Annotated in this window: 11 protein-coding genes; 5 read left to right on the top strand and 6 right to left on the bottom strand. The window is 72.3% G+C overall.

What is annotated here, in order from left to right:
• The first annotated feature begins 3 nt into the window (after positions 1-3).
• Together EHO50_RS30250 and EHO50_RS30245 are read left to right on the top strand one after the other, a co-directional pair.
• Positions 4-591, top strand: a complete 588-nt coding sequence (locus EHO50_RS30250) for a histidine phosphatase family protein (protein WP_128434375.1) — start codon at positions 4-6, stop codon at positions 589-591.
• A 51-nt stretch (positions 592-642) separates the two neighbouring features.
• A complete protein-coding gene (locus EHO50_RS30245) occupies positions 643-2,088 on the top strand; it encodes a membrane-associated oxidoreductase (RefSeq protein WP_128434374.1) in 1,446 nt (481 codons plus the stop codon).
• A gap of 6 nt (positions 2,089-2,094) precedes the next feature.
• Here EHO50_RS30245 and EHO50_RS30240 read toward each other — a convergent pair whose 3' ends face one another.
• Both EHO50_RS30240 and EHO50_RS30235 read right to left on the bottom strand, forming a co-directional pair.
• The gene (locus tag EHO50_RS30240; RefSeq protein WP_128434373.1) at positions 2,095-3,882 is read right to left on the bottom strand and encodes a bifunctional sugar phosphate isomerase/epimerase/4-hydroxyphenylpyruvate dioxygenase family protein; all 1,788 of its coding nucleotides are present in this window, start codon (positions 3,880-3,882) and stop codon (positions 2,095-2,097) included.
• 33 nt (positions 3,883-3,915) lie between these two features.
• Positions 3,916-4,800 carry a shikimate dehydrogenase gene (locus EHO50_RS30235; RefSeq protein ID WP_128434372.1) on the bottom strand — a complete coding sequence of 295 codons (885 nt, stop codon included), beginning with the start codon at positions 4,798-4,800 and terminating at the stop codon, positions 3,916-3,918.
• A 171-nt stretch (positions 4,801-4,971) separates the two neighbouring features.
• Here EHO50_RS30235 and EHO50_RS30230 point away from each other — a divergent pair, with 171 nt between their 5' ends.
• Positions 4,972-5,637 carry a TetR/AcrR family transcriptional regulator gene (locus EHO50_RS30230; RefSeq protein ID WP_128434371.1) on the top strand — a complete coding sequence of 222 codons (666 nt, stop codon included), beginning with the start codon at positions 4,972-4,974 and terminating at the stop codon, positions 5,635-5,637.
• Positions 5,638-5,847: 210 nt separating this feature from the next.
• Positions 5,848-7,188 carry an MFS transporter gene (locus EHO50_RS30225; protein WP_128434370.1) on the top strand — a complete coding sequence of 447 codons (1,341 nt, stop codon included), beginning with the start codon at positions 5,848-5,850 and terminating at the stop codon, positions 7,186-7,188.
• A 66-nt stretch (positions 7,189-7,254) separates the two neighbouring features.
• Here the strand turns inward: EHO50_RS30225 and EHO50_RS30220 are convergent, their stop codons facing one another.
• Genes EHO50_RS30220 through wecB form a run of 4 tightly spaced genes read right to left on the bottom strand, consistent with a single transcriptional unit; the run spans position 7,255 to position 13,007 of the window.
• Positions 7,255-9,438 (bottom strand): glycosyltransferase, encoded by a 2,184-nt coding sequence (locus EHO50_RS30220; protein WP_128434369.1) that lies wholly within the window; start codon positions 9,436-9,438, stop codon positions 7,255-7,257.
• Positions 9,435-11,246, bottom strand: a complete 1,812-nt coding sequence (locus EHO50_RS30215) for a hypothetical protein (protein WP_128434368.1) — start codon at positions 11,244-11,246, stop codon at positions 9,435-9,437. The genes EHO50_RS30220 and EHO50_RS30215 overlap by 4 nt, the downstream gene beginning before the upstream one ends.
• Positions 11,246-11,926: a class I SAM-dependent methyltransferase gene (locus EHO50_RS30210; protein ID WP_128434367.1), complete on the bottom strand. Its 681-nt coding sequence runs from the start codon at positions 11,924-11,926 to the stop codon at positions 11,246-11,248. Before EHO50_RS30210 ends, EHO50_RS30215 begins: the two co-directional genes overlap by 1 nt.
• Complete coding sequence (wecB, locus tag EHO50_RS30205) at positions 11,919-13,007, bottom strand: non-hydrolyzing UDP-N-acetylglucosamine 2-epimerase (protein ID WP_128434366.1); 1,089 nt, start codon at positions 13,005-13,007, stop codon at positions 11,919-11,921. Before wecB ends, EHO50_RS30210 begins: the two co-directional genes overlap by 8 nt.
• Positions 13,008-13,090: 83 nt before the next feature.
• Here wecB and EHO50_RS30200 point away from each other — a divergent pair, with 83 nt between their 5' ends.
• Complete coding sequence (locus tag EHO50_RS30200; protein WP_128434365.1) at positions 13,091-14,569, top strand: glycosyltransferase family 4 protein; 1,479 nt, start codon at positions 13,091-13,093, stop codon at positions 14,567-14,569.
• Positions 14,570-14,574: the final 5 nt, after the last annotated feature.

Below are 14,574 nucleotides of genomic sequence, written 5' to 3'. Positions count from 1 at the left end.
GCCGTGGGGGATCTCCTGCTGGTCCGCCACGGTGAGACGGAGTGGAGCAGGTCGGGACAGCACACCAGCTGGACCGACCTGCCCCTCACCCAGGACGGCGAGGAACAGGCCAAGTCCCTTGCGCCGCTCCTGTCCGGCCGGACCTTCTCCCTGGCGCTCACCAGCCCGCTGAGCCGGGCCGTGCGCACCGCCGAACTGGCGGGCGTGAGCGGGGCCGTACCGGAACCGGACCTGCACGAGTGGGACTACGGCGGCTACGAGGGCGTCACCACCGTCGACATCCACCGCTCCCGCCCCGACTGGTACCTGTGGACCGACGGAGTGCCGCCCGGACCGGACGGTCACCCCGGCGAGTCACCGGCCGACGTGGGGGCGCGTGCCGACCGGGTGCTCGCCCGAGTGGACGTGGCGCTGCTCGACGGCGATGTGATCCTCGTGGCCCACGGGCACTTCCTGCGCGTCGTGATGGCCCGCCGGCTGGGGCTGGCACCGGCGGACGGGCGGCTGTTCCAGCTGGCGACGGGCACGGTGAGCCGTCTGTCGACGGAGCACGGCCGACCCGTGATCGCGGCGTTGAACACCAGGCTGTAGGCAGCACCCTCGAGTTGACAGGTTCGGCGGCCGGCGTCAGAGTCCCGGCTGATGGAGATCAACGATCTGACGCCGGCCGAACTGCGGGTGTGGCAGGCCTTCGCCACGGCCACGGAGGTGGACTTTCGTGAGGGCACCGAACCGGAAGGGGCACCCGAACGTACCCTTCGTGCCGGGGTGTTGCGGACCTTGTTGCTCAACGGCCCCAGGGAACCCGGGGAGATCGCGGCCCTCAAGGTCAGAGGCGCGCGCATCACCGGTCCGCTGGACCTGAGGTATGCGACGGTCGACAGCGTCATCCATCTCACCCACTGCCGCTTCGAGCACGCGCCGGACTTCGTCGGTGCCCAGCTGCGCTACGTCAGCCTGCGGGATTCCGAGCTGCCCGGCCTCTCGGTGACGCGTGCCCGGATCGACGGCAGCCTGCGGCTGACACGCTGCCGGTTCGACGGGGCCGTCCGCGTCGACGGCGCTCAGATCGCGGGCGCCCTCTTCCTCGATCAGGCGGAGATCACCGTCGGCGACACCGCGCAGACCGCCCTCCAGCTCAACCAGGTGTCCGTCGACGACGACCTGTGCGCGCATCACCTGCGCACACGGGGGCGGATCCGGCTGGACGGCGCCACCGTGGCGGGCTCGCTCGACCTGGAGGACGCGGAGCTGCACAACCCCGGCGGCAACGTCATCGACGCGGAGGCCCTCGAAGTGGGCACCAACGTGCTCGGCAGACGGCTGCGCGCCCATGGCCGCATCGACATGCGCGGCGCCCGCATACCCGGTCGGCTCGACCTGCTGTACAGCAGGCTCTCCAACCCCGGCGGCACCGCGATGCGGGCGAGCAGCTGTGTCATCGGCGAGGTGTGGCTGCGCAAGGGCCCGCCGATCGAGGGCAGGCTCAATCTGCGCCGCTCCCAGATAGAACACCTCAACCTGGAGCCGGAGATGCTGCCGGACCAGGTCCGCCTGCTCGACCTCACCTACACGTCCCTGACCCCGCACGAGCCGCCGGAGCGCCGGCTGCCCATGCTGGAGCGGGACGAGGACACGTTCGACCCGCACGGATACGAGCAGTTGACCGCCGCTTACCGCCGCACCGGCGACGACCACGCGGCCCGCCTCGTCCAGCTCGCCAAGCAGCGCCGCCACCGTACGACCCTGGCCTGGTACGGCCGCCTTTGGGGCCACGTCCAGGACGCCACCGTCGGCTACGGTTTCCGGCCGATGCGGGCTTTGGGCTGGCTGCTGTCCCTGCTCGCCGTCGGCTCGGTCGCGTTCGCGCTGGACGCGCCCCCAGCCCTGAAAGCCGACGAGGCACCGCACTTCAACCCGCTCTTCTACACCCTCGACCTGCTGCTGCCGGTGATCTCCTTCGGACAGGAGCAGGCGTTCGCCCCGCAGGGCGGGCAGCAGTGGCTGTCGTACGTCCTCGTCCTCACCGGCTGGATCCTGGCCACGACGGTCATCGCCGGCGTGACCCGCACCGTCAGCCGCCAGTAGGCCGGTTCACCGGCCGGGCCTGAGAACGTGCTGGGCGGCCAGCCGCACCGGCGCGTTCTGGGCGCCGTAGCCCCGGTAGCCGTCGCGCTGCACGAGTTCGAAGAAGACGCGGCCGACCGTCACCGTGTAGCAGTGCCGGAACTCGCCGTGCGCGTCACGGTCGTAGAGGATGCCCAGTTCGCGGTACGTCTCCAGCTCGCCGTCCGCGAACTCGTACCGAGCCCCCAGGTCGTCGTAGTAGTTGGCGGGGATCGGCAGCAGACGCCCGCCCGCCTCCCGGTAGCTCCGGGCCGCGGCGACCACGTCGTCCGTGGCCAGCGCGATGTGCTGGGCGTGCACGGTGTCGTCGGTCGGCGCCGCGCCGACGCTCAGGGCGATACGGACACTGCCGTCGGGGTTGGTGACGGCGCGGCTGCGCATCAGGCCGTACGGGTCGGCGACGTCGACGCTCTCCTGGGCGTGCAGACCGAGGACGCTGCGGTGGAAGAGGGTCGCCTCGTCGTAGTGGTGCCAGGGCTGGACGAGGGCGAGATGGTCGACGCGGTGCATGCCCGCGGGCCCTGCCTCGTGCTCGACCTCCACGAAGTCGGCGCGCCAGTTGGGCAGTTCGGGGCGGTCCGTCGCGCAGAAGAAGAGTTCCGTGCCGTCGGGTGCCGCGACCGCGTCCAGCGGGGCGTCCTCCGGGGCGCGTCGGCGGGGCAGGAGGGGGGCGAGGAGGGCCTCGGCTCGGCGGGCCGCTCCGGCCGGGTCCGGTGACTCCAGGCCGATGGCGGCGAGTCCGGTGCCGTCGCGGCGGGCCGAGCCTGCGGTGTTCACCAGGACGCGGGCCTCGCCCAGCTCCCAGAGGTCGACCGGCTTGCTGCGGTGCCGTGCGGTGCGGGCGAAGCCGAGGGCGCCGAGTACGGCCGAGACCGGTTCGGCGTCGGGGGTGACCAGTTCGGCGAAGGCGACGCCGGTGGGGACGACGGGGGCGGGCGGGGTGGCCAGGCCGACCGTCTCCTTCAGGACCAGCAGGGAGCGGTGGGCGTCCACGGCCGTCGGGCCGGCCTCGGCCTGGCGGAAGACGTCGTTGAAGATTTCGAGGGAGAGTGGGCCGTCGTACCCCGTGTGCAGGACGTGACGCACCAGTCCGGCGACGTCGAAGCCGCCCTGCCCGGGGAAGCAGCGGTAGTGGCGGCTCCACTGCAGGACGTCCATGGCGAGCAGCGGGGCGTCGGCGAGCTGGAGGAAGAAGATCTTCTCGCCGGGGATGTTCTCGATGCCCTTGGGATCGGAGCCGCGGGAGAGGATGTGGAAGCTGTCCAGACAGGTGCCGAGCGCCGGGTGGCCGACGGCCTCGACGATGCGCCAGGAGTGGTCGTACGTGCTGACGTGCCGTCCCCAGGCGAGCGCCTCGTAGGCGACGCGGATGCCGAAGTCCTGGGCGAGGTCGGCAAGTTGGGACAGGTGCTCGGCGGCGAGTGCGTCGTCGTCGACGGCCAGTGGGTGGACGCTGGAGCAGACGAGGACGGTGTCGGCGCCCAGCCGCCGCATCAGCTCGAACTTGTGCCGGGCGCGGCGCAGATTGCAGGCGAACTCCTCGGCGGGCACGGCCTCGATGTCCCGCATCGGCTGGTAGAGGTCGATGGTGAGGCCGAGGTCGGCGCACCGGCCGCGGATCTCCTCGGGGGTGAGGGGGCTGGCCAGCAGGTCGTTCTCGAAGATCTCCACACCGTCGAAACCGGCCCGGGAAGCGGCCGTGAGTTTCTCGGTGAGGGAGCCACTGAGGGAGACGGTGGCGATGGACGTACGCATGCCGATACCTCTTCCTACCTGTCCTTGGCTGTCCTACCTCGGGGTTCCTACGGGACCCGCCAGTTCGGCGATGTCCGCGAGCATCCGCGCGCTGTCGGGCTCGCGCCCGGTGAACAGGCGGAACGCGTCCGCCGCCTGGAAGACCGCCATGCCGCCGCCGTCGAGGGTGGCGCAGCCCAGGGCGCGGGCGGTGCGAAGCAGCTCTGTCTCCAGCGGGCGGTAGACGACCTCGGCGACCCACAGCCCCGGGTGGAGCAGCTCGGCCGGGAGGGGCAGGCCGGGATGGGCGGCCATACCGGTGGGGGTGGCGTGCACGAGGCCGTCGGCGTGGCTCAGCTGTACGGGCAGTGCGTCGAGAGCGGCGCCGGCCGCGCGGCCGGCGCCGAAGTGCCGGTTCAGGGAGGCGGCGAGACCGGCGGCCCGGTCGGCCAGTGCGTCGACCACGGTGACCCGCTCGGCGCCGAGCGTCAGCATGGCGTGTGCGACGGCCGCTCCCGCGCCCCCGGCGCCCAGCTGCACGACCCGCTCCAGCGGCACGTCGGGCAGTCCGCGCGCGAAGGATGCGGCGAAGCCGGTGACGTCCGTGTTGTGGCCGACGGCCCGGCCGCCCTCGAAGACGACGGTGTTGACCGCGCCCAGCGCCTCGGCCTGCGGGGCGAGCGCGTCCAGGTGCTCGATGACGAGCTGCTTGCACGGGTGCGTGATGTTGAGCCCGTCGAAGCCCAGGTCACGGGCGGCGCGCAGCAGGTCGCCCACCGCCTCGGGGGGAACGCCGAGCGCATCGATGTCGATGAGCCGGTACAGATAGCGCAGACCCTGCCGGTCGGCTTCCCGCTCGTGCAGAGCCGGGCTGAGCGACGGGCCGATGCCGGAACCGATCAGCCCGACGAGATACGAGTCCTTGGCGTCCTTGGCCACCGGGGGACCTCCTGAGCGGCTCACTAATGTACGAACTGGTGAGTTAGTCATAGCAGGGGGAGCGGGCGCTTGGGAAGGCCTGGCCCCGCACGCGATGCGAGCGGCCTTCTACAATCACCGGCACGCGAGCAAGCCACCGGGGGCGCGCTCGCCCCTCGCCGAAGGAACCCGATGACCAGCGTCGACGAACCGGCACGACCCAACGGGCGGATCCGTGACGCCGCCCGCACCCAGGCCGAGATCCTCGACGTCGCGACGCAGGAGTTCGCCCGGGTCGGCTTCGCCGGCGCCCGGGTCGACGACATCGCCGCCCGCACCCGCACCACGAAGCGGATGATCTACTACTACTTCGGCGGCAAGGAGCAGCTGTTCACGGCCGTGCTGGAGCGCGCGTACGGCGTGATCCGGGAGGCCGAGCAGCAGCTCGACGTCGAGCACCTGGACCCGGTCGCGGCCATCCGCCGCCTGGCCGAGCTGACCTTCGACCACCACGAGCAGCACCCGGACTTCATCCGCCTGGTCAGCATCGAGAACATCCACGGGGCCGAGCACATCGCCGCCTCCGAGAAGCTCGGCAAGATCGGCTCTCCGGCGCTGGACGTGATCCGCCGGATCCTGGAGTCGGGGCAGCAGTCCGGCCTGTTCACGGCCGACGTCGACGCCGTCGACCTGCACGCGATGATCAGCTCCTTCTGCTTCTTCCGGGTCGCCAACCGGCACACCTTCGGCGCCCTGTTCGGCCGCGACCTGGTGGATCCGGCCCAGCGCGAGCACTACCGCGCGATGCTCGGCGACATGGTGATCGCGTACCTGACGGCACCGCGAGCCGAGGCCTGACCCGGACACCGCTCCCCCAAGATCCTTCGGCACGACCTCTTGACAGCCGGGAAACGTCGGCGCAACATCCGTAGCCATCCGCTACTAACTATCCAGTGGGTTAATTAACCGGGTAGCTCCCGGTGCGGCCGACCCGTCACCCCAGGGATCCGGCACCTCTCCTCAGCACTCACTCCCCGTAAGGTGGAGTTCCCTCGAAGGAGCACCCCTGTGTCCGTCCCCGACACCCCCGCCGGCCAGCCGAAGAAAGCGGCCATGGCTGCCTGGATCGGCAGCGCCCTGGAGTACTACGACTTCTTCATCTACGGCAGCGCCGCCGCGCTGATCTTCCCCGAGGTCTTCTTCGACGAGTCCGACCCGGCGACCGCCACCCTGCTGTCGCTGGCCACGTTCGGTGTCGCGTATGCCGCGCGGCCGGTCGGCGCGCTGTTCCTCGGCCACTTCGGCGACCGGCTGGGCCGTAAGAAGATCATGGTCTTCACGCTGATCCTGATGGGCGTGTCGACGTTCCTGATCGGCTGTCTGCCGACCCGCGACCAGGTCGGCACCCTGGCACCCGTGCTGCTGGTGCTGTGCCGGGTGCTGCAGGGCATCTCGGCGGCCGGCGAGCAGGCCAGCGCCAACTCGATGACCCTGGAACACGCGCCACCGCACCGGCGTGGCTTCTTCACCAGCTTCACGCTGAGCGGCACACAGGGCGGGCAGCTGCTGGCCACCCTGGTCTTCATCCCGGTCGCCGCGCTGCCGGAGGAGCAGCTGCTGTCGTGGGGATGGCGGGTTCCGTTCTGGATGAGCATCGCGGTCGCCGTCGTCGGCTATGTCATCCGCCGCAAGCTGGACGAGACGCCGGCCTTCGAGCAGCAGGCCGCGAGCGAGGGCGTCGCCAAGATGCCGCTCGCGGTGCTGATGCGGGAGCACTGGGCGGATGTGCTGCGGGTGATCGCCGGTGCGCTGGTCGCCTCGGTCAGCACGATCTTCACGGTGTGGGCGCTGTCGTACGCCACGAGTGACTCGGTCGGGATGAGCAGGTCCTCCATGCTGTGGGTGGGCGCTCTCGCCAACCTGGTCGCGCTCGCCGCGATCCCCCTGTGGGCCACGCTGTCGGACCGCATCGGCCGCCGCCCGGTGTACCTGATCGGCGCGGCAGGCAGCGCGGTGATGATGTTCCTCTACCTGTGGTCGATCTCGACCGGCTCCTACCCGCTGACCCTGCTGCTGGGCATCGTCACCTTCGGCGTGGTCTACAGCGCCGCGAACGGCGTGTGGCCCTCCTTCTACGGCGAGATGTTCTCCACCCGGGTCCGCCTGTCCGGCATGGCCATCGGCACCCAGATCGGCTTCGCGGTCGCCGGGTTCGCGGTCACGTTCGCCGCGCAGATCGCCGGCCCGAACGGCGACGACTGGTCCGCGGTGGCCCTGTTCACGGCCGCCCTGTGTGTGCCGCCGGTGGTGGCCGCCTTCTCGGCCCGCGAGACCGCCAAGATCCCGACGGAGCAGCTCGGCGAGCACACGGCCCGCAAGGCCGCGCAGCCGGAGACGGTGACGGCCTGATCCGGCGCTGATCCTGCACGAACTCCCGAGTCCCCGGACGCCGCGAAGGCTCCGGGGACTCGGGCATCATCCCGTCACGAGCAGCTCCGTCCAGGTCTCGGCGACCCGGTCCAGGGAAAAGCCCTCGCGTACCTGGGTGCGGGCCAGCTCGGCGGCGGAGCGCCAGCCGTCCTCCCCGAGCTCGGCGATCGCCTCGGCCATCGCCTCGGGGCTGTCGTGGATCCACCGTCGGTCGTAGATCTCGTCCGCCCCGGGCCACGGCAGCAGTGCGGGCACGGCGCCGGAGGCCATCCCCTCGGCGGGCGCGAGGTGGAAGCTCTCGTCGTCGCTGGTGGACAGCACATGCCCGACCCGCCGCAGCCAGCCCGCCACGTCCGGCCCGAACGTGTCGAAGACGACGGCACCTTCGAGGAGCGGCGAGGTCTGCATACGGCGCAGTACGGCGTCGTAGTGCGCACGTTCCTCGGGCTTGTTCCAGATCCACCAGTACTCCCAGGGCGGCTTGGACTTGACCGACAGGTGCCAGCGCCGGTCCCGGGCGCGCAGCGCCTCCAGTACGTCGAGGCCGAGGTCGAGGCGTTTGCGGCTGGGGGCGATGCCGATCATGCCGAGGCGGTGGTGGGCGCCCGGTGCCTTCGGGCGGTCGAGCTGGTCGGTGTCGACCCAGTTGGGGACGACCACGACCTTGGAGGCGGGCCAGCCGGTGTGCTCGCGGGTGCGGCGGGCGTAGTACGGGCTGACGCACACCACCCGGTCGACGGCGTCGATGTCGACCTGCTGGGGCCAGGGGGCGTCCAGTTCGAAGCGGTGCAGCCGTACGACGAGCCGGCTGCCGCGCCGCTTGTGGCGGCTGTACCAGACGGCGGCCGGACCGCACCACTCGACGACCACCACGTCCGCCCAGTCGGCGAGCTCACGGCTCGCGTCCGGGTCATGGCGGGACAGTGCCGACCAGGCGTCCACCCGTACCTCCAGACCGGGCAGCGAGCGGAAGTGGTCGAGCAGCCGGGTGAGGAACTTCAGGTCGTGGCCGGCGACTCCCACGCGCAGGGGTCGGCTGCGGGCGGTCACCTCGGTGGGTGCGGTCGGGAAGGCCCGGTCGAGGTGGGCGCGCCAGCGGGCGGCCGCTCCGTCGAGGGTGTGGTGGCGGGCGGCCTCGCGGCAGCGGTCGGCCGCGAGGCGCCGCGCCTCCGGCTCGCGCGCGACCCGCGCGACGGCTTCGGCGGCGTCGTCGAGTCCGGCGCGTCCGGGCACGAAGAGCGGATAGTCGGTGCCGAGCAACGCCTCGTGCGCCGGGGTGCGGTTGAGGACCACGGGCAGGCCCAGCGCCCCGAACTCCAGGACTTTGGTGGACAGTTCGAGGCTGGAGTCGAGCTCCGGGTCGCGCCAGCCGAGGCCCACGTCGCAGTCCGCGGCGATGTGCATGGCCTCCTCGCGCGGCTGTCCGCCGTGGTGGTGGACGCCCCGGGTGCCGGCCAGGGCCCGCGCCATGTCGGCCTGGAAGTCGGGGTGGGCGGCGTCGTCGTGGATCTTGTCGCCGACGGTGTGCAGTTCGGCGGGGACGCCTCGCTCGGCGAGCAGCTCCGGCAGCCGGGTCATGGGCAGGGTGTTCCAGCGGGGTGCGAACTTGCCGGTGTAGACGAGCCGCAGCGGATCGTGCGGCCCGTCCCGGTCCGGCAGCGGGAATCCGGGCTCGGGCACCGCAGGGGGGCTGAGCACGCACTTGCCGCAGGCTTCGGGCACCCAGGTCTCCAGGAAGCAGCGCAACTCCTCGGTCTGGCACAGGAGTCGCTGCGAGGCCTCGGCGATGAGGGCGAGTTCCGCGCGGGCCGCCTCGGTCATCTCGGCGGCAGATTGCGGGATGTCGGTGAGGTAGGCCCAGATCCGCCCGTCGAACCGTCCGTCGGCCACGATCCGCGTGACCAGCCGCCGGCCGCGCAGCACCAGCAGGTCGCAGGGTTCGTCCTCGTCGAGCCGGGTGAGCACCTGCGCGGCCTGTACCGGCGACATGGGCCGGTCGGCGAGGCCCGGCAGCAGCCGCTCCTCGTGCGGGTGCACCAGGGTGACTCCGGGCAGCTCGGCCAGCGGATCGGTCAACCGGCCCGTCCGGACCGGGGACTTGAGGACGAGTCGGCTGTCGCAGCCCGCCCGGGACAGGGCCTGCACCGTCGACTGCGCCCACACGGCGGAGCCGTCGATGAGGTTGAGGTCCACGTCGCCGTAGACGAGCGCCCGCAGCGTACGGCTCATGACGGCTCCTTCCCGCGCACGGCGAACAGACGGTGTCCCTGACCGGCCCAACGTCCAGGCCCCGTACCGGACATGTGCAGTGACCGGCGTACCAGCAGTGGTCGAAGCGACGGTACGAACACGTAGTCGTCGGCGGTCGGCGTGTGGCCCACCGCGTCGGCGCCGGAGTACTCCTGGGCGCACATCAGATCGAGCAGCAGGGTGTCCGGCCGGTCCTCGGTGAGGTCCGTCCAGTCGGCGACCCAGGGCGCCAGGGGCTGCCCTCGGCGCACGGTCACTCCGGCGGCGGTGAGTTCGTCGAGTCCCGCCGGGTCGGGTACGACGACCTCGACCGGGCGGTGCAGCTGGCCGAGCACCTGCCCGACGAGGCGGGCGACGTCGGTGCGGTCCCGGGGCGCGGCGAGGACGGCGACGCGCCGCTCGTCCAGTGGATCCGGGGCCCCGGCCAGGCGCGCCAGCCGGGAGAGCCGTACCCGTGTGCTGTCCGCCCGGAACAGCTCGCGCAGCCGCTCCCGCCCTTCCGCGACCGGGTCGAGCCGGCCGAGCCGTACTCCGGTGTCCGCGTCGACGACGGAGTCCCAGGCGAGCCGGGCGAGCCCCGGCGCGGCGGACGGGGGACCGTCCCGCCACAGCACGGCCGACCGCCCCAACGCCCTTGTCTCGGCGAGCAGTTCGGCGAGCGTGCGGTCCAGATCCGGGGCGAGCCCGGTGCCGGTGAGCGACCAGGGACCGTCGCCCGTGCAGGCGCTCAGCTGCACGACGAGCACATCCGGGTCGGTGCGCTGCACGAGCAGCCGTCCGTCGTGCGGCAGCAACCGGTTCACGACCACGTCCGCCGCGAAGTCCTCAGCGGTGGCGGGGGTGAGGACACCGGCGACGACGAGGCGGTCGCGGGGTGCCACCGTCAGGGCGCGATGGGCGAGGTGGAAACGGCCGTCCATGGGCGCGTCCGGCTCGGCGACCCCGTCCTTCGGCGCACTCCCGGACACCGGCCCGGCCGAGCGCCGCCGCCCGCGCCACAGTCCGTACAACTCCCCCGGCAGCCTGACCGCGCCCCGCTTCGGCGAGCGCGCGGCCGTCACCAGCGCCTTTCCCACCCGCAGCGAGGTCGAGCCCTCCAGCATGGCCACGCGCGCCCGCAGCACCTCGACCCGGTCCCGGGCGGCCCGCAGCGCGGCGGCGAGCTGATCCTTCTCCCGTACGGCGGCGGCGAGCCGCTCGGCGAGCCCGTCCTGCCCGGCCGCACCCCGGGTGCGTTCCGCCTCCTCGACGGTCCGTTCCAGATCCAGCACCCGGGCGCGCAGGGACCGGGAGGCGAGGTCGGCGAAGACGTACTCGTCGGCGATCCGCAGCGCCGTGGCGTGGCCGTCGGCGGGGACGGGCCGGCCGAAGAAGTCGTGCGGCGGCAGGAGCTCGTCGGTGCGCGCGATGACCGCGCCCGCGTGCAGATGGACGTAGTCGAGGGGTGCCGCGCGCAGGACCTGGCAGCGGTGGGCCACGAGATGGTCGAGCAGCCGGTGGTAGGGGAGCTCGGATGCGCGGTGACCGAGCACGATCAGCCCGCGCGCCCCGGGCCGCATGCGTGCCAGTACGGCACGACAGGCGTCCTCGCTTCCGTGCAGCTCGGCGTCGGGCCCGTACGAGAGGAGGGCCAACTCCCCCTCGGCGACGGGCTGTTCGTCGTCCTCGCGCAGGGCGACGCCCGGCGGCAGGTGCAGGTAGGGCTCCAGGCTCAGGCCGCCGCGGGTCGCGTCCACCACGGTCGTGACGCCGTCGAGGTGCGGATGGAGCAGGTCGGTCAGGCGCATCAGCGGATCCTCGTGAAGACGTGGAAGCCGACCCGGTTCTCCCGGAAGCCGTACGGCCTGGAGAGGGTGTGCCGCAGGCCGAGCGGCTCGAGTTCGGCGCGGTAGGCGGCGATCGGGCGGTGCACGATGCGGGCGCCGTGGGTCGTGCGCTCGGCGGTGGCCTCGTCGGCGGCGATATCGGTGACGATGTCGGTGGCGATCAGGCGGCCGGTCACGCGGATGAGGGAGGCCATGTTGCGCAGACCGGCCGCCCACGCCTGGTCGTCCAGTACATGGAACAGGACGTCCACGCAGACCACGATGTCGTACGGCCACGGGCTGCGCCACTCGTCGAGCGCGGCGACGGCGTAGCGCGGGCCGCCGGCCTCGGCGCGGGCGTGCTCGACGGCGGCCGGGCTGATGTCGAAGGCGTCGACCCGATGGCCGCAGCGGGCCAGGGCGCGGGCGAAGTACCCCTTGCCACAGCCGGCGTCGAGGACGAACAGCGGGGCGGCGGGGCTGGACAGGTCGCCGATGAGGGAGAGCAGCGTGCCGAGCCGCTGGGCGTAGAAGATCTCGTTGCCCGGCCGGTCGAGCCCGATGTGCCCGCCGGAGGCCAGGTCGTCGTGGTCGGCGTGGCGGGTGTCCCAGTAGGCCTGAGGCGTCCGCTCGGCGACCCCGGTCCGCGTGTCGTCAGCCATGGCGCTCCAGCCACGCGGTGATGACCCGGGCGATCCGGCCGCCCGCCCGGCCGTCCCACAGGGGCGGTCCCTCCGCGGACGCCGCTCCCCCGCCGTCCAGCAGCTTGCGCAGCACCGGCACCAACTCCCCATGGGTGACGAGCCGGTTGGTGCCGTGGGTCACCGTGACCGGGCGTTCGGTCGTCGTGCGCAGGGTCAGGCACGGCACACCCAACACGGTCGTCTCCTCCTGTACGCCGCCCGAGTCGGTGATCACCACGGCGGCTCCACGTACGAGGCTCATGAACTCGACGTAGCCGAGCGGGTCGAGGAGGTGGACGCCCGGTGCGTCCGCGAGGCCCGCCGCGCTCAGGGCCGCCCGGCCGCGCGGGTGCAGCGGTACGGCCAGGTCGAGATGGCGGGCGGCCTCGGCCAGGACGCGGGCGGCGGCCCGGGCGGCCTGCGGGTCGTCGACGTTGGCGGGCCGGTGCAGGGTGACGACGCCGTAGCGCTCGGGCAGTCGGTGGGCGGCACGGGCGGCCACCGGGTCGAAGTGCTCCATATGGGTGAGCAGGGTGTCGATCATCGGGTTGCCGACGAAGTGCACCCGCTCGGCGGCGATCCCCTCGCGGGCGAGGTGGCCGACGGCCTCGGGGCTGGTGACGAACAACAGCTCCGCCAGCTGGTCGACCAGACGCCGGTTGGCCTCCTCCGGCATCGTCATGTCGAAGCTGCGCAGCCCGGCCTCGACGTGCGCCACCGGGACGCCCAGCCTGGCGGCGACGAGCGCGGCGGCCAGCGTCGAGTTCACATCGCCGTACACGGCGACCAGCGCGGGTGCTCGGGCCGTCAGTTCGGCCTCCAGGGCCACCAGCAGGTCGGCGATCTGCCGGGCGTGGCTGCCGGAGCCGACGCCGAGGTCGGTGTCGGGTTCGGGCAGGCCCAGTTGCCGGAAGAAGATGTCCGACATCCGCTCGTCGTAGTGCTGTCCGGTGTGGACGAGCACCTGGTCGCAGCCCGCCGCGCCGAGGGCGGCGACGACGGGCGCGGCCTTGACGAAGTTGGGCCGGGTGCCGACCACATGGAGTACGCAGCCGTTCATTGATGTTGCCTCCGCCTCCGGGGCACGCTGCATGCGCTTGCCCCTGCCGGGCCGTGGCCGCCCTGGCGACCTACCTTGGCGATATGTACAGCAATATCCGTTACGCCCCCCGCGCTCTCAGTCTGGCCGCCTCAGTAGCCCTTGGCGAACTGCGCCAGGACCCGCTGCGGGCGGCACTGCTCGCCGTACGCCTGCTGCCGGGGCGCGTCCGGCGTGAGCTGCAGCCGCTCGAACGGCGGCTCGCCTCACGCGCCCGCCCCACGGGACCGGTCGCGACGCCCTCCGCCGCCCGGGTGCCCGCGCCGACCGGGCGCCGGTTTCACCCCGTGCCGGGCCGGGTGCTGCATCTGGTCACCAACGGGCTGCCGTTCCGGCACGCCGGCTACACCGTGCGCACGCAGAAGCTCGCCGAGGCCCAATGGGCGGCCGGGCTGGACCCGTATGTCGTGACCCGGATCGGTTTCCCCGTGACCCAGGGGGTGCTGGACGCCCGCCCGTCACAGTGCGTGGGCGGGGTGCCGCAGCACCGGCTGCTGCCGCTGTGGCTGCCGTACGGGCAGGCGGCGGCGCTGGCGCGCAACGCCGAACTGGCCGCCCGACTGGTGGAGCGGCTGCGGCCCGCCGTACTGCATGCCGCGTCCGACCACGGCAACGGGCGCGTGGCGCTCGCCCTGCGGGAGACCTTCGGGCTGCCGGTGGTCTACGAGGTGCGGGGCTTCCTGGAGGAGACGTGGCTGACACAGGCACCGGGCCGCAGCCGGGACGACGAGACGTACCGGGCGCGGCGCGCCCTGGAGACGTTCTGCATGCGTGAGGCCGATGTGGTGCTGACGCTGGGCGAGGCGATGAAGGCCGAGATCGTGGGCCGCGGAGTGCCCGAGGAGCGGGTCCTGATCGTGCCCAACGCCGTGGACGACGACTTCCTGGGCCCACTGCCGGACGGGGCGCCCGTGCGGGCCCGGCTCGGTATCGCGCCGGACGAGTTCGTCGTGGGCACGGTCGGCAGCCTCACCCCGCACGAGGGGATCGACACATTGCTCCATGCGGGTGAAGAGCTGATCCGGCGTGGAATCCCGCTGCGACTGCTGATCGTCGGCGACGGTCCGGAGCGCGCCGAGCTGGAGCGGCTGGCCGCCCGGCTGGGCCTGGACAACGGGGTCGCCCTGTTCACCGGTCGCGTGCCGCACGCCCAAGTGCGGGATTTCTACGCCGTGTTGGACGTGTTCGCGGTGCCCCGCACCGACGAACGCGTCTGCCACCTGGTGACCCCCCTCAAGCCGGTCGAGGCGATGGCGAGCGGTGTCCCCGTGGCCGCCAGTGACGTCACCGCACTGCGAGAACTGGTCGAACCGGAGGTTAACGGACAGTTAATCAAGCCTGGATCGCCACATTCCTGGGCTGATGAGCTGGAAATACTCCTTTACAGTCGAAATCGGCGCTCTGAGTGGGGAGCAGCCGCCCGCGCGATGGTCGCGCGTGACCGCACCTGGAAGCGGATCGCCGCCACAACCCGTGACGCGTACCGCGCCCTTGGATGCCTTGATGCGCTTGATGCGGGGTGAGTCCC

The organism is Streptomyces cyaneus, assembly GCF_004028635.1.
GTDB lineage: Bacteria > Actinomycetota > Actinomycetes > Streptomycetales > Streptomycetaceae > Streptomyces > Streptomyces cyaneus.
The sequence above is the reverse complement of the archived record's forward strand: the minus strand, read 5'-3'. Positions and strand labels throughout refer to the sequence as shown.

Excerpts from the sequence above, each read along its gene's own strand:
- EHO50_RS30200 (WP_128434365.1), top strand. The coding sequence starts at position 13,091 with ATGTACAGCAATATCCGTTACGCCCCCCGCGCTCTCAGTCTGGCCGCC.
- wecB (WP_128434366.1), bottom strand. The coding sequence starts at position 13,007 with ATGAACGGCTGCGTACTCCATGTGGTCGGCACCCGGCCCAACTTCGTC.
- EHO50_RS30220 (WP_128434369.1), bottom strand. The coding sequence starts at position 9,438 with ATGAGCCGTACGCTGCGGGCGCTCGTCTACGGCGACGTGGACCTCAAC.
- EHO50_RS30230 (WP_128434371.1), top strand. The coding sequence starts at position 4,972 with ATGACCAGCGTCGACGAACCGGCACGACCCAACGGGCGGATCCGTGAC.
- EHO50_RS30210 (WP_128434367.1), bottom strand. The coding sequence starts at position 11,926 with ATGGCTGACGACACGCGGACCGGGGTCGCCGAGCGGACGCCTCAGGCC.
- EHO50_RS30245 (WP_128434374.1), top strand. The coding sequence starts at position 643 with ATGGAGATCAACGATCTGACGCCGGCCGAACTGCGGGTGTGGCAGGCC.
- EHO50_RS30240 (WP_128434373.1), bottom strand. The coding sequence starts at position 3,882 with ATGCGTACGTCCATCGCCACCGTCTCCCTCAGTGGCTCCCTCACCGAG.
- EHO50_RS30215 (WP_128434368.1), bottom strand. The coding sequence starts at position 11,246 with ATGCGCCTGACCGACCTGCTCCATCCGCACCTCGACGGCGTCACGACC.